General features: G+C 60.1%; 12 protein-coding genes and 1 pseudogene. 4 read left to right on the forward strand and 9 right to left on the reverse strand.

All coding sequences use genetic code 11. The features are described from left to right. Positions 1-205 precede the first annotated feature (205 nt). Together H8B13_RS02995 and H8B13_RS03000 are read left to right on the forward strand one after the other, a co-directional pair. A complete protein-coding gene (locus tag H8B13_RS02995; protein WP_187309325.1) occupies positions 206-1,795 on the forward strand; it encodes a glycerol-3-phosphate dehydrogenase/oxidase in 1,590 nt (529 codons plus the stop codon). Positions 1,796-1,806: 11 nt separating this feature from the next. Beyond that, the gene (locus tag H8B13_RS03000) at positions 1,807-2,421 is read left to right on the forward strand and encodes a trimeric intracellular cation channel family protein (RefSeq protein ID WP_187309326.1); all 615 of its coding nucleotides are present in this window, start codon (positions 1,807-1,809) and stop codon (positions 2,419-2,421) included. Positions 2,422-2,675: 254 nt separating this feature from the next. Here the strand turns inward: H8B13_RS03000 and H8B13_RS03005 are convergent, their stop codons facing one another. The 9 genes and pseudogenes from H8B13_RS03005 to H8B13_RS03045 all read right to left on the reverse strand — a co-directional run bounded on the left by H8B13_RS03005 (position 2,676) and on the right by H8B13_RS03045 (position 11,597). Beyond that, positions 2,676-4,013 carry an MFS transporter gene (locus H8B13_RS03005; protein ID WP_187309327.1) on the reverse strand — a complete coding sequence of 446 codons (1,338 nt, stop codon included), beginning with the start codon at positions 4,011-4,013 and terminating at the stop codon, positions 2,676-2,678. A 63-nt stretch (positions 4,014-4,076) separates the two neighbouring features. Continuing rightward, positions 4,077-4,487 carry a DUF6691 family protein gene (locus tag H8B13_RS03010; RefSeq protein ID WP_187309328.1) on the reverse strand — a complete coding sequence of 137 codons (411 nt, stop codon included), beginning with the start codon at positions 4,485-4,487 and terminating at the stop codon, positions 4,077-4,079. A gap of 12 nt (positions 4,488-4,499) precedes the next feature. Continuing rightward, positions 4,500-5,060, reverse strand: a complete 561-nt coding sequence (locus tag H8B13_RS03015; protein ID WP_187309329.1) for a YeeE/YedE family protein — start codon at positions 5,058-5,060, stop codon at positions 4,500-4,502. Between the two features lie 82 nt (positions 5,061-5,142). After that, a complete protein-coding gene (locus H8B13_RS03020) occupies positions 5,143-5,481 on the reverse strand; it encodes a rhodanese-like domain-containing protein (protein WP_187309330.1) in 339 nt (112 codons plus the stop codon). Positions 5,482-5,563: 82 nt separating this feature from the next. Next, on the reverse strand, positions 5,564-6,919 hold the full coding sequence (locus H8B13_RS03025; protein ID WP_187309331.1) for an MBL fold metallo-hydrolase: 1,356 nt from the start codon (positions 6,917-6,919) through the stop codon (positions 5,564-5,566). A 91-nt stretch (positions 6,920-7,010) separates the two neighbouring features. Next, the gene (locus H8B13_RS03030) at positions 7,011-7,826 is read right to left on the reverse strand and encodes a sulfite exporter TauE/SafE family protein (RefSeq protein ID WP_187309332.1); all 816 of its coding nucleotides are present in this window, start codon (positions 7,824-7,826) and stop codon (positions 7,011-7,013) included. 69 nt (positions 7,827-7,895) lie between these two features. Next, complete coding sequence (locus H8B13_RS03035; protein WP_261990206.1) at positions 7,896-8,213, reverse strand: ArsR/SmtB family transcription factor; 318 nt, start codon at positions 8,211-8,213, stop codon at positions 7,896-7,898. Positions 8,214-8,361: 148 nt separating this feature from the next. Next, positions 8,362-8,742 (reverse strand): annotated as a pseudogene (locus H8B13_RS03040) (PAS domain S-box protein); the annotation flags it as partial. Positions 8,743-9,083: 341 nt separating this feature from the next. Beyond that, positions 9,084-11,597, reverse strand: coding sequence for a zinc-dependent metalloprotease (locus tag H8B13_RS03045; RefSeq protein WP_187309334.1), 2,514 nt, complete (start codon positions 11,595-11,597; stop codon positions 9,084-9,086). A gap of 206 nt (positions 11,598-11,803) precedes the next feature. Between H8B13_RS03045 and H8B13_RS03050 the strand changes: the two genes are divergently transcribed. After that, complete coding sequence (locus H8B13_RS03050) at positions 11,804-12,493, forward strand: VIT family protein (RefSeq protein WP_187309335.1); 690 nt, start codon at positions 11,804-11,806, stop codon at positions 12,491-12,493. A gap of 46 nt (positions 12,494-12,539) precedes the next feature. Beyond that, positions 12,540-13,010 (forward strand): hypothetical protein, encoded by a 471-nt coding sequence (locus H8B13_RS03055; protein WP_187309336.1) that lies wholly within the window; start codon positions 12,540-12,542, stop codon positions 13,008-13,010. Positions 13,011-13,212: the final 202 nt, after the last annotated feature.

Consider the following 13,212-nt stretch of genomic DNA (forward strand, 5'->3'; position numbering starts at 1 on the left):
CGGGCACCATTACACTAAAAGCCACCTCTTAGGGTTTAAATGACGCCACGCTGCTGGTGAAAACGGTGGCGGCGAAGTAGGTCTGCACTTACTTGGTGCTTTCAAACGCAGTGAACAACCTGCTACCTTACCGACCGGTGGCCGCATTCCGAGCGGGGGGGCTTTTTTCTTCTGCTGTTAAGCTTTGTCCGCGTAACCAAATGCCATGCTTCCTCCCCTGAACGCCGCGGCATTTCACCGCGCCACCCTGCTTACCCAACTCGCCGGCCAGCTCAACTGGGATTTGATCGTCATTGGGGGTGGCGCCACGGGCCTGGGCGTGGCCCTGGACGGGCTCAGTCGGGGCTACCGGACGTTGCTGCTCGAACGGGTGGACTTTGCCAAGGGAACGAGCAGCCGCAGCACCAAGCTAGTGCATGGCGGCGTGCGCTATCTGGCTCAGGGCGACGTGGGGCTGGTGCGCGAGGCACTAATAGAGCGAGGCCTGCTGCTCCAAAATGCCCCCCACCTGGTTACCAACCAAGCTTTTCTCATTCCTGTCTACTCCTGGATTGATGCGGCCTTCTACACCCTGGGCCTGAAGCTCTACGACTGGCTGGCCGGCCGCCGCAGCCTGGGTTCCTCGGAATTCCTGAGCCGCTCCGAAACACTGCGTCGGCTGGGGAATGTCCGCTCGCGGGACCTGCGCGGGGGCGTGCGCTACCACGATGGGCAGTTTGACGACGCCCGTCTGGCCGTGAACCTGGCCCAGACGGCCATCGAGATGGGTGGTACGGTGCTCAACCACATGGCCGTGCGCGGGTTGCTAAAAAATGCGCAGGGCCGTGTGTGCGGCGTGCAAGCCACCGACGAAGAAACCGGCCAACCCTACGAGCTGCGGGGAACCGTCGTGGTCAATGCTACCGGCATCTTCGTCGATGAAATTCGGCAGCTTGACACGCCCGGCACGCGCCCGCTGGTGCAGCCCAGCCAGGGCGTACACCTCGTAGTAGACCAGGCATTTTTGCCCGGTGACGACGCCCTGCTGATTCCCAAAACCGATGATGGCCGCGTGCTGTTTGCCGTGCCCTGGCAGGGACGAGTGGTTCTGGGAACGACAGACACGCCCCTGAGAGAGCCCAGCTGGGAGCCGCAGGCCCTGGAAGCCGAAGTCGAGTTTATCCTGCGCACCGCTGGCCGTTATCTGGCCCACCCGCCCCAGCGCCGCGATGTGCGGAGCGTGTTTGCGGGCCTGCGCCCCCTGGCTGCCGCGGCCGGCGCCACCCCAACCAAGGACCTCTCACGCAAACACCAAGTTCTGGTTTCTGCCGCGGGCCTTATTACCATCAGCGGCGGCAAGTGGACCACCTACCGCCGCATGGGCCAAGATACGATAGACCAGGCCATTGTAGTAGGAAAGTTGCCCCCGCAACCCAGCCGCACGGCCCAGCTGGCCATTCACGGCGCCCAGGCTACGCCGGACCACGCCCACCACTTCGCCGGCTACGGCAGCGACCGGCCCGCCTTGCAGCGCCTCCTGGAAGAGCGGCCAGCGCTGGGGCAGCGCCTGGTGCCGGAGCTGCCATTCCAACGGGTACAGGTGGTGTGGGCTGCCCGTTATGAGTTGGCCCGCACCGTAGAAGATGTGCTGGCCCGCCGCGTCCGCGTACTTTTTCTCGACGCCGCCGCGGCCGTGCGCTGCGCCCCGGTAGTGGCAGCCCTGCTGGCGGAAGAGCTTGGCCGCGACGCCCAGTGGGAGCAGCAACAGGTGGCCGCGTTTACCGCTCTCGCCCGCTCTTACCAACTCATCACTTAGGAAGTATTTCCATGAATGTAATCTATGCGACGGAGTTAATCGGGACCGGCGTATTCGCCATATCTGGTACGTTAGCCGCTGTACATAAGAAGAAAGACCACGATATTCTTACCTTGTTCATCTTCGCGTTTGTAACTGCGGTTGGCGGAGGCACCCTGCGCGACGTCATCATCCACGCCTACCCCGTGACCTGGATCAGTGACCCCAACTACCTGATAGTCATCCTGGTTAGCGTCCTGATTGCCATTGTCTGCCGCCGCTGGTGGTTGGGCATCCTGCAACGCCCCTTGCTGGTGTTCGACACCCTGGGAATCGGAATTTTCACTATTCTGGGCCTAGAGAAAGCGCTGCATGCGGGCGTGAATACGTGGGCGGCGGTTTTGTTGGGTATCGTTTCGGCGCTGTTTGGCGGCGTTATCCGCGACACGCTCGCCAATGAGGTTCCCTTGGTATTTGAGCGGCAATTGTATGCTACTCCCTGCCTGACCGGCGCACTTCTTTACGTTATGGCCCTCAGACTACACGTAGACCCAACCGTTGCTTTTCTGGTGTCGGTTGCCGTGATTACGGGCTTCCGACTACTAGCCGTGAAGAAAGGCTGGTCGTTGCCGCCAATTCGGGTGTAACGTGCCGTCTACTACTGTTTTATCTTCTGAAGCCAACAGCCAACCTATTAGGTAGAAGGGGAGACGTTCGTGGCCTCTTACCGCGCGGCCCATATGATGCATGGGGGGCTTTTTCAGGATACCCATAGCTGCTTAACCTTGGCTAATAGGCCCTCCATAGGTACACTATATTTTCTGCAACTGGTTTACGTCCCTTTTTGCCTAACCCGGGAGATGCAGCTGGGTAACGATCAGTAGGCCTAGTTCCGCTCCCATCAGGAAGAGCCCACTCGAAAGTGCCCACTAACACCATCAGCAAGGAAGGAGAAGCCACAACGAAATCGAGAAAATAAGGTAAGACTGGTGGGTCGCAGGCAACTGCGCGTCGGCACCGTCGACGGTTCAACTTCCGGTAGGCAATACATACGGCGGCGAATCACCAGTGCTGAGAGCCCTGTAAGTCCACCGATAGCACCCAGCGCGGCGGGTAAGCCGAGCGTGTCAGCCAGCACGCCAGTGAGCAGAGCCCCCACGGCATAGCCCGCGTCGCGCCAGAGACGGAAAATGCCCAGGCTGCGGGCCCGTTGGGCGGTGGGGGCGTACTCAGCAATGGCGGCCAGGAAAGTGGGATACACCAACGCTGTACCCGCTCCGAGCAGGCCGGCCAGCAGTACAAACACCGGGTAGGAAGAAATGAAGAGCATAGCTAGCAGCACTGCCCCCTGCAGCAGCATGCCCCAAAACAGCAGGTCTTTTTTGCAGAGCCGATCAGATAAGGGGCCAGTTACCAACTGGCCCACGCCCCATACCGCCGGGTACACTGCGGCTACTGTGCCAATCTGCGTCAGCGTGTATCCTTTGCTGGCCAGCAGCAGGGGCAGCAGGCCCCAGACCATACCATCGTTGAGGTTATTGACTAGGCCGGCCTGCGTGACCGAGCCTAGATTGGGGTGGCGCCAGGTGATGTCACAGAAGGAAAGGGGCGGCCCTGCCAGCCCAGCTGGGGTCTGAGCGGCTTCCAGGGCCACGTGGGCGTGGGTATCGCGTACGAAGAGAGAACTCAAGAGTCCTAGTGCCGCTAGCGCGATGCCAAGGTAGAACGGGTAAGGGCGTAGGCCGTACTCAGTGGCCAGCCAGCCCGAGGCAAAGGCTGTGGCAGCTACCGCCAAGTAGCCCGCCGACTCGTTCAGGCCCATGGCCAGCCCCCGCTGCCGCGGCCCCACCAGGTCAATCTTCATTACTACGGTGCTCGACCAAGCCAGGCCTTGGTTGAGACCCAGCAGCACGTTGGCGGCAATGACCCAGCTCCAGGAGGGCGCCCAGAGCAAGAGTAATGGCACCGGCAGACCGATAACCCAGCCCAACACTAGCAGGTTTTTTCGCCCCAGCCGCTCTGCCCAAGCGCCGGCGTAGTAATTGGCGGCGGCTTTGGTCAGCCCAAACACCACGATGAAGGACAGAATAGCCGAACGGGCCACCAGATGAAATTCCTGCTCCGCGAGTCGGGGCAGAATCGTGCGCTCTAGGCCTACCATGCCCCCCACGAAGGCATTCACCAAAATCAGGAGGGTAAATTGTCGCCAGTTTTCGCGCAAGCCGAGTCGAGGAGCCATGGGGAACGTAGAAAGAGAGAAAGCCGGCGCGGGTTGGAGGCAGGCGGCCGCGGCCAGATCAAGTTAATGCGGTAGCTTTTCGCGCAGGGCGCTGTAGGTCCAGGTGCCGGCCAACGCGGCCAGAATCAGCACAGCCGCCCCGGCTACCCCACTGCCTAGCTGCGCGAACAGCGGGCCCGGGCAGGCGCCGGTCAGGGCCCAGCCCAGTCCGAAGATGATGCCCCCAATCCAGGTGCCGTGATTGTACTTTTTATCAGCAATAGCGATGGGCTCGCCGTTGAGGGTCTTCAAGTGGTTGCGCTTAATGAGCTGAATGGAAATCAGCCCCACCACAATGGCTGAGCCGATGATGCCGTACATGTGGAAGCTCTGGAAGCGGAACATCTCCTGAATGCGCCACCAGCTGATGACTTCGCTCTTAGTTAGGATGATGCCGAATAATATGCCCAGCACCAGGTATTTCAGATTCTTCATGGAGCAGGACGGTTAAAACATCAAAGGGTAAAACACCCAGGTCATGAGCAGGCCCCCGATAAAGAAGCCGATAACGGCCACCAGCGACACCCACTGCAGGTTGGAGAGGCCCGAAATGGCGTGGCCCGAGGTACAGCCCCCGGCGTAGCGTGTGCCAAAACCGACCAAAAAGCCCCCCAGCACCAAAAATACCCAGCCTTTCCAGTTGGCCAGGTTTTCCAGAGCAAACAGCTCATTGGGTAATAAGCCCGAGAAGTCTGTCAGACCCATTTGAGCTTTCAGATCGCGGACTGTTTCGGGGGAGATAGCAATGGTATCGGGGTGGCCCAGCACCTGATAGCCTAAAAAGCCCCCCACCGCAATTCCGAGCACAAAAAACAGGTTCCAGATTTCAGCCCGCCAATTATAGGTTAGAAAAGGAATGCCGGCAGGCACGCAGGCGGCGCACACGTGGCGCAGGGAGGAGCTGATACCCAGGGCTTTGTTGCCGATGAGCAGCAGCGCGGGCACGGTCAGCCCGATCAGGGGGCCGGCCACGTACCAGGGCCAAGGCTGGCGAAGTAACTCAAGCATAAAGCAAAAAAATCAAAAGGAAAACAGGAAAAAAATGGCCAGGGGCATGGGCTGCCCAGTCCGGCAGGAAAGGAGCCGGGGGCTAGTGAACCAGCTGCTCGGGCCAGTCCATGACGCCGCCCAGCAGGTTGGCTACGGTCGAAAAGCCGGCGCCGGTGAGCTGGGCGGCGGCCGTGGCGGAGCGGGCCCCGCTACGGCAGTACACGTAAGTGGGCTGAGCTTTGTCCAGCGTGGCCACACGCTGGGCAAACTCGGGGCTGGTCACGTCGAGGTTGACGGCCCCGGGCAGGTGGCCGGCGGCAAACTCGTCGGGCCGGCGCACGTCTAGCAGCAGCGCGCCGGTTTGGCGCAAGCCAGCGGCAAACTCGGCCGGTTGTAGGTTCTGGTATGCCTTCGAAGTTGAATTAAAGAGATTAAACATGGTTGGAGTAGGTTAAAAGGGTTAAATGCAGGAAGCTGGCTGCCGCCCCGCCGGTGCCGGACGGCAGCTCACTCCGGCAGAATTAGTGGGCCGCGGCTGCGGTCTGAAAGGCCTTTACGGCCTCGCTTAAGTCCAGCACCTCCGTGCCTGGCAGGGCCGGGGCCACGATGCTGGCCCCAGCAGCCGAGCGGTAGCCGCCGGCGCAGTGCACCACGACGGGCTTGCCGGCTGGGATTTCCTGCACTCGCTCGCGCAGCTCCGGCAACGGAATGTTCAGGGCGCCGTCAAACAGCGGCTCGGCCTGGGCTTCAGAGGCATTGCGAATATCCACGATGGTGTAGGCTTCCGGGTGCTGGCGGAACTGCTCCACGTCCAGTTTCGGCAGGGTTTCGTCTTTGGCAGGCGTACCCACCAGCGCGCCTTTAATCAGGGCCTCGTAGCCGATTTTGGCAGTTTTGCGGATCAGGTCTTCCCGGGTCGCCTCATCGGCGGCTATCAGGTAAAACCTTTCTTCGGGGCCGACAATGGAACCCAGCCAGGTTTCAAATTTGCCCCCCTGTTGAATGTTGAGGGCGCCGGCCGCGTGGCCCTGCTTGAACTCGGCTTCAGGGCGGGTATCCACCACCAGCATGCCGGGCTCCAGTTGACTGCCGGTGGTCAGGCGCGGCACCTGCTGCACACTGGGCGCATAGGCCGGGGCCCCGGCTTTGTTCAGAGCCACATCGTAGCCGAAGTACTTGGGGATGAAGGGCTGATCAGCCAGCAGTTCCTGCACAAAGGCTTCCTCGGTTAAGGGCCGCAGGGCATAGTTGCCGATTTTCTCGGCTCCGATGGTGCTGCTGTTAGCCCCGCTCAGGGCTTTGCCGCAGAGCGAACCAGCGCCGTGGGCCGGGTACACCAGCACGTCATCGGCCAGCACCATCAGCTTGTCGCGCAGGCTGTGATACATCTGCTTGGCCAGCTCTTCGCGCTTAGCCATGATATTGCCGGCCTTTTCGCGCAGGTCGGGGCGGCCCACGTCGCCGATGAACAGAGTATCCCCGGTAAACACGGCCACATCCTTATTCTCGCGGGAAAGCACGATGCTGATAGAATCGGGGGAGTGACCGGGCGTATTCAGGGCGCGGAAGGTGAGCTGGCCTACCGTGAACGAGTCGCCTTCATCGAAGGCCTCAAAGGCATAATCGGCCCCCAGCAGCTTGCTCACCCGGATGGTAGCCCCGGTTTGCTGGGCAATTTCCAGGTGGGAAGACACGAAGTCAGCGTGCGGGTGCGTTTCGATGACACTGATAATTCGGGCGTCGTTCGCCTGGGCGTAGTCGTAGTAGGGCTGAGGGTCGCGGGCGGGGTCAATGAGCACGATTTCGCGGGCGCACTCACTAAGAATAGCATAGGAGAAGTGGGCCAGGCCCTTGTCTTCAAACTGTTCGATTTTCATAATAAGAGTAGTTGGGAGGTGAGGAAAGCAGATGAAAAAGCGGTGAAGGCAGAGTATGAAGAGGCATCCGGAAAAGCAGCGCGAAAGAAACTTAGGTAGTAAAAACCAGCTCCCGCAGCAGAATAAACGTGCCCATGGCCAGGGTAAACCAGCCGAAAGCCGGCTTGAGTCTGGCGCCAGGGATGTAGCGAGCCAGGAAGGTGCCCAGCACAATGCCACCCACGGCGAAGGACAGGAAGCCCAGCAGGAAAGTCCAGGCAATGGGAGTGCCAGCGCTCAAATCCCCGGTGAAGCCAATCAGCGAGTTTATGGCAATGATTACCAGTGAGGTACCCACGGCCGTTTTCATGGGCAGGCGGGCAAACAATACCAGCGCGGGAATGATCAGAAAGCCGCCGCCCGCGCCTACAAAGCCCGTGAGCACACCTACCACGGCGCCCACCGTGAGAATAAGCAGGTGGTTGATGTGGTGCTTGTGATGCAGATCATCCGTGAGAATCTCCTCGGCCTGCTTGCTGCGAATCATAGAGGTGGCGGCTACCACCATCAGCACGGCGAAGGCCACCAGCACCAGCAGATCTTTAGTAAAGACAATACTGCCCACCGTAAACAGCTCGTGCGGAATGGCAGGCATCAGGTACTTGCGGGTCATAAATACCGACACCAGCGAAGTGGCCAGAAACACCAGGGCCGTGGGAATGGATACCAAGCCCTTGCGGAAGTAGCCCGAGGCGCCCACCACCGAGGTGGAGCCCACCACAAACAGGGAGTAGGCCGTGCTCAGCACCGGGCTCACGCCCATCAGATACACTAGCACCGGCACCGTCAGAATGGAGCCGCCCCCGCCCATGATGCCGAGGGAAAGGCCGATAAAGATGGCCGCGAAGTAGCCGACGAGGTGTAGCATGGACACTGAGGTAATGTATGTAATTATGAAAGGTTGTTCATGTATTCGGATAAAAAAAGGCCGACTCGCTTACAGGAACGTGCAGCTGGCTAGGCACTGAATCACGTCTACCACTTCGCGCATTTTGAGCGCGTAGTAGATGTTCTTCCCCTCGCGGTGAGAGCTCAGAATGCCCTTAAGCTTCATGCCCGTCAAATGGTGGGAGAGCAAGCTTTGCTCCACGCTGAGCTTTTCGCTGATGTCCGTCACCGACAAGCTTTCCTGATTGGCCAGCAGCTGCACGATGGCAATGCGGGTGGGGTGGGCCGTGGTCTTGAGGATAAAGGCCACCTTCTCCATCTTTTCGGTGGTTAGGTTTAAGTCAGCGGGTGCAGTAGTCGGTATCATAAGGCGATACAAATGTATGATCATTTGTTCATGTATACAAAGGTCCCGGGGGTATTGGTTCCTGAACTTTTATTTTCCTCTCTGGAATGCCGTCAAACCCTCGCAGGAAAAGCCATCGATTCACCACTACTCCCTCTCGCGAGTTTCATTATCCTCGTTTGCGGCATGCACCTGCTGCTACGCTTAGAAGCGTTTGCGGGCCGTGATGTCTTGTGAAGCTCCACTGCGGGCCGTCTTCGGCGAATAAGACGGAGGTGACCCGGCACCAGAAGGGAGTACCATCGGCCCGCAACAAGTAGCTTTCGAGCACACAATGGGGCAGATGGTGGGACCACAAGTCCCCCCGCAACCGGTTCCAGTCGGCCTGATAGTGTGGGTGAACAAAGTCCAAGATAACCCGGCCCAGCAACTCCTCGGGGCTCGCCAGGCCCAACATAGCCGCGATGGCTGGGTTCGCCTGACGGATAGATAAGTCGGAGCCAATGATTTTCTGGCCTAGCGGGGAGGCTTCGAACACACTGTGAAAGCGTACCTGGCTGTGCTGGTAGAGGCCTCCGCCAAGGCCTGATACTCAGCCTAAACGACGCGCTGGGCCTTTAGAAGCACTATTTTGGCCCGCAGGGCTTGGTTTTCGACTTCCAGGGAAGAGCGGTTAGAGAAAGACATGGCAAGACGAAAAGCGACGTCGAGGAAGCCAACGGAAGATAGTAAGTGAAGTGGTACGTAGCTGATAAATGTTCGGCCGCTACTCAAGCATAACTCGAAAATAAAAATGCCATATACGCTCTTTGTGCTAAGCTATTTTAGGCATACACCGGCATCCTTTCTAAGCGAGATGACCTGGAGCTTAGCGTAAAATTCGACTGACGGCTAATCCACAAAGTCCATGGCCGGCATGCCAATGGGAGCTCCGGGGGGCATTTCTGCCGCTGGTGGGCCAGTGAACGTATTTGGGTCGGCCCGGAACTGCTCAATTTGTGATAAGCCAAACAGCAGATTGGCTTGCTGCGGCCCTTTGCCCCGCTTTGCTTCTTTGCGCATCCACTGCTGCAAGTCGTCTACTGCCAGCAGGGCCTGCCCTCGTACACTAGCGGCGGCTCTGGCATCAGCTGCGAGCTGCAACAGGTACTTCAGGGTCAGGTTGTTGACCACTGTTTGAAGGGCACCGGCGTAGCCGGCCTCGGGCTTGGCGCGCCAGGTGCGTTCCAACAACCTCTCTACTACCGGCTGAAACCCTGGCTGCCGACTGTCACGGGCCTGATATTCAATCAGTCGTGCGGCGCGCTGCGGGTTCAGCAGCGAGGCAATGGTGGGACCGGCGGCGGCTTCGGCAGCAGCCAGCGGATCGAAGGTGGGGCCGGTGTAGCCGGCAAATGTTTCCAGCGTCTTGGGGTAGCCCGATGGCCGGGGCGGAATCTTGGCAATCAGCGCCTCGGGCAGTTGGAGCGCGGCCGGCGTGACGGTCGTAAGCAGCGCCTCAAACGCCTGCCATTGCACGGCCGGGTCTACCATCTGGGTCGGAGCCTGTCCGTCGTTTTTTACGGCATGAGTGAAAAATTGCCCCCCAAGCGACTTGGCTACGGCTTCCACCTGGTAGCGGTGCAGCAGATACATAGGTACCAGCACTTCTTCCAGCGTGGCCATGGGCGCTTCCGAGCGGATGGCCTTTTCGGAAAACTGGTCGAGTACGTGGCGACGCACTTTCATCAGCGTGGCTAGCTGGACAATCGGGTCGGTGCCTTCTTCCCACTGGTTGGCGGCCGGGTGCGCGTAGCCGCCAATGTCAGGAATAAAGCGGTGCCCTTGCTGTAGTGTTTCCTGCATGATGCGCTCAAGCGCCTGGTTTTCGTCGGTGCCCTTGGGGAAATCGGCGTAGCCCCACATTACGGCGCGCTTATCCCAGCTGCCGATGCCCACGGCGTAGGCTTGCGATAAGTCAAGGGTGCCGTCGGGCTGCAGGCTGAAGCGCGGAAACGGATAATCCATCACCGAAGCCCGCTCTTTGGTGCTGGCCGTGAAGTTGTGATGCAGCCCCAGGGTGTGGCCGATTTCGTGGGCTGAGAGCTGGCGAATACGGGCCAGCGCCATCTGCTCCATTTTGTCGGATATGGGCTTGCCGTCTTCGTAGGGCTGCAGCAGGCCTTCGGCAATGAGGTAGTCCTGCCGGTGGCGGTCGGCGCCCAGCGACACGATGCCTTTGATGATTTCACCCGTCCGCGGGTCCACGTAATTGGCCCCGTACGAATAGGCCCGTGGCACACCCGACCGGTTAATCCAGTTGACCATGTTGTAGCGGATGTCCATGGGGTCGGCGCCCACGGGCAGCTCCTTGATTTGGAAGGCATCCTTGTAGCCAGCCGCCTCAAACGCCTGATTCCACCAAGCGCCGCCCTCCAGCAGTGCCTTTTTGATGGAAGCCGGGGCGCCCCGGTCGACGTAGTACACAATAGGCTTCACGGCTTCGCTCACGGCCGCCGCAGGGTCCTTTTTTTCCAGGCGATGCCGCACAATGAAGCGCTGCGCCAGCGGTTGGCTCATGGGGGCGGCAAAGTCCAGGTAGCTAAAGTCCTGGAAGCCGGAGCGGGGGTCAAACTTGCGGGGGCGAAATCCCTTTTCGGGCAGCTCTATGAATGCCTGGTGCATTTGCACGGTCACGGCATTCGGGTCGGGCGCGAGCGAGTAGTCGGCGCCCCGGCCGGGCGTGCTCGTGAACGTAATCATGGCCTCAAACTCCGTGTTCTTGGGAAAGTTGCGGGTGTTGTCCAAGTACACTGCCGAGCGCGATTCATCCACTTTGTAGCTGATGGGTTGCCCGCTGCCCGGCCCGCCCATCAGGCTGGCGCCGGGCCCCTGATACCCGCGGCTGCCCAATCCCTCCGCTATTTTCTGGCTGTCGCGCACCAGAAAAGGGGTGAGGTCGATCAGTACTTTGGTACCTTCCGTGGCCACCGGCACAAAGCCCCAGATAACCGATTTGGCAAATGCATTGTCCACGGCCCGCTGCTCGTCGGCGTTGTCGGTCACGGCCCGGTAGTCATAGTTGGGCTCGATCAGCAAAACTTTGCCCCCCACACGGATAAATTTGGCGATGGCCGAGCTGCTCTGGCCCCGCTCGATGCCTTTGCCTACGCTGCTGGCCAGGGAGCCGAAGTACAGAAACTCCTGGTCAAACCTGTCTACTTCCAGCAAGATTTTACCCGTTTTCTGATCATAGTAAAAGGGGAAGTAGCCATCGAATTTCTGCATCCCCTTGATCTGCGCGGCCAGCGAGCCGGCGGGCTTGACGATGGCTGGAGCGCCTTGTTGGGCAAGGGCTGCCGGCCCCTGGAGAGTCAGCAGGCCGATGATTAGGAGTTCAACAGAATTGCGTGTAATATGCTTCATGCAGGAAAGGAAAAAGGTCGCGAGGTAAGGCAGGTAAGGTTACAATAATTTGGGTAAGGAAGCCAATATTCACGTTTGCGACTTACTGGGGGGCAAATTTGCCCCCCCCCCCAGCTCCATTTGCTTTCACCCTCTGGCTATCATTACTTTCTGCCCTGACGCCCGCATAGAGCCATCCTTACTGACATTACTTAATCTGACTGCGGATGAGGCATACGGAGCAACATCGAACCCACCGCATCGGGTGGCTGCGGGCTGCCGTGCTGGGGGCCAATGATGGGATTATCTCTACGGCTAGTCTAGTGGTAGGCGTCGCGGCGGCGCAGGCTTCGCGGGAGAGCGTGCTGGTGGCCGGCGTGGCCGGGCTGGTGGCCGGGGCTATGTCGATGGCGACGGGCGAGTACGTCTCCGTCAGCTCCCAGGCCGATACCGAACGGGCGGATCTGGCCCGGGAGCAGGCCGAGTTGCGTGACGCACCGGAAGCCGAACACGCGGAGCTGGCGGCCATTTACGTGGCGCGCGGCCTGGCGCCCGCCCTGGCCGAGGAGGTAGCCCAGCAGCTCACGGCCCATGACGCCTTGGGCGCTCATGCCCGCGATGAACTGGGCATCTCCGAACTGGTGTCGGCCAAGCCGGTGCAGGCCGCTTTGGCCTCGGCAGGTACGTTTACCGGGGGTGCGGCCCTGCCCCTGCTCGTGATCCTAGTGTCGCCTGAACGCTGGCTGGGCTGGAGCGTGGCGCTCACGTCCCTGCTCTTGCTGGCAGCGCTGGGTGGGCTGGCGGCGTATGTGGGCGGTTCCGGCGTGTGGAAGGCGGCTGGCCGGGTCAGCTTCTGGGGTGTGCTGGCCATGGCCCTGACCGCGGCCGTGGGGGCCTTTTTCAACGTTTCGCCCTAACCTGCCTGGCGGCTTGGCATCTTCTTTACCTTTACTTACTTCTCCAATGAACGGTGCTCATCTTCATCTGCTGCTCAACCACCTGCCTATTCTGGGTAGCCTTTTTGGCTTCGTGCTGCTGCTCGTCGCGCTGGTGAGCCGTCAGCCTTTGTTAGTCCGCGCCGGACTGATCACGTTGCTTGTGGCAGCGGCGCTGGCTATTCTGGCCAATTTGACCGGGGAAGGGGCCGAGGAAGTGGTGGAGCAGTATCCCGGCGTGACGCGCACGCTGATTCACGAGCACGAGGAAGCGGCCGAGCTGGCTATGTGGGCGCTGGAGTTTATCGGCGCCCTGGCCCTGACCAGCCTCCTGCTGCTGAGCCACAACCACGCCCGTGCGACCCTGTTTACCCGCCTGACGCTGGCTAGTGCCTTTGTCAGTTTTGGGATGATGGCCCGCGCCGGTAACCTCGGCGGCCAGATTATGCACCCCGAAACTCGCGGCGACGCTGTGTCAGCTCCCTTAGGAAGCCGCTGATCCAGTCCATTTGTAACGTGCGCTAAGCAGCCCAGCGAGTACCAAAGTGCGAAATATCCAATGACGGCTCGGCCGCCGCGTGGGCCAGTAATCCGGCCGGTCGTTTTTGCCAACACTTACTCTAAAGAGCCTGCACCAACGGCCTGCCTAGGCTGCTACCTGTCCGGGTATGCCCAGGCGCGGCGCATTCGTGACCTCATGC

The organism is Hymenobacter sp. BT188, from assembly GCF_014333585.1.
Classification (GTDB): Bacteria; Bacteroidota; Bacteroidia; order Cytophagales; family Hymenobacteraceae; genus Hymenobacter.

Coding starts and splice junctions, on each gene's coding strand:
- H8B13_RS02995 (WP_187309325.1), top strand. CDS start 206: ATGCTTCCTCCCCTGAACGCCGCGGCATTTCACCGCGCCACCCTGCTT.
- H8B13_RS03000 (WP_187309326.1), top strand. CDS start 1,807: ATGAATGTAATCTATGCGACGGAGTTAATCGGGACCGGCGTATTCGCC.
- H8B13_RS03005 (WP_187309327.1), bottom strand. CDS start 4,013: ATGGCTCCTCGACTCGGCTTGCGCGAAAACTGGCGACAATTTACCCTC.
- H8B13_RS03010 (WP_187309328.1), bottom strand. CDS start 4,487: ATGAAGAATCTGAAATACCTGGTGCTGGGCATATTATTCGGCATCATC.
- H8B13_RS03015 (WP_187309329.1), bottom strand. CDS start 5,060: ATGCTTGAGTTACTTCGCCAGCCTTGGCCCTGGTACGTGGCCGGCCCC.
- H8B13_RS03020 (WP_187309330.1), bottom strand. CDS start 5,481: ATGTTTAATCTCTTTAATTCAACTTCGAAGGCATACCAGAACCTACAA.
- H8B13_RS03025 (WP_187309331.1), bottom strand. CDS start 6,919: ATGAAAATCGAACAGTTTGAAGACAAGGGCCTGGCCCACTTCTCCTAT.
- H8B13_RS03030 (WP_187309332.1), bottom strand. CDS start 7,826: ATGCTACACCTCGTCGGCTACTTCGCGGCCATCTTTATCGGCCTTTCC.
- H8B13_RS03035 (WP_261990206.1), bottom strand. CDS start 8,213: ATGATACCGACTACTGCACCCGCTGACTTAAACCTAACCACCGAAAAG.
- H8B13_RS03045 (WP_187309334.1), bottom strand. CDS start 11,597: ATGAAGCATATTACACGCAATTCTGTTGAACTCCTAATCATCGGCCTG.
- H8B13_RS03050 (WP_187309335.1), top strand. CDS start 11,804: ATGAGGCATACGGAGCAACATCGAACCCACCGCATCGGGTGGCTGCGG.
- H8B13_RS03055 (WP_187309336.1), top strand. CDS start 12,540: ATGAACGGTGCTCATCTTCATCTGCTGCTCAACCACCTGCCTATTCTG.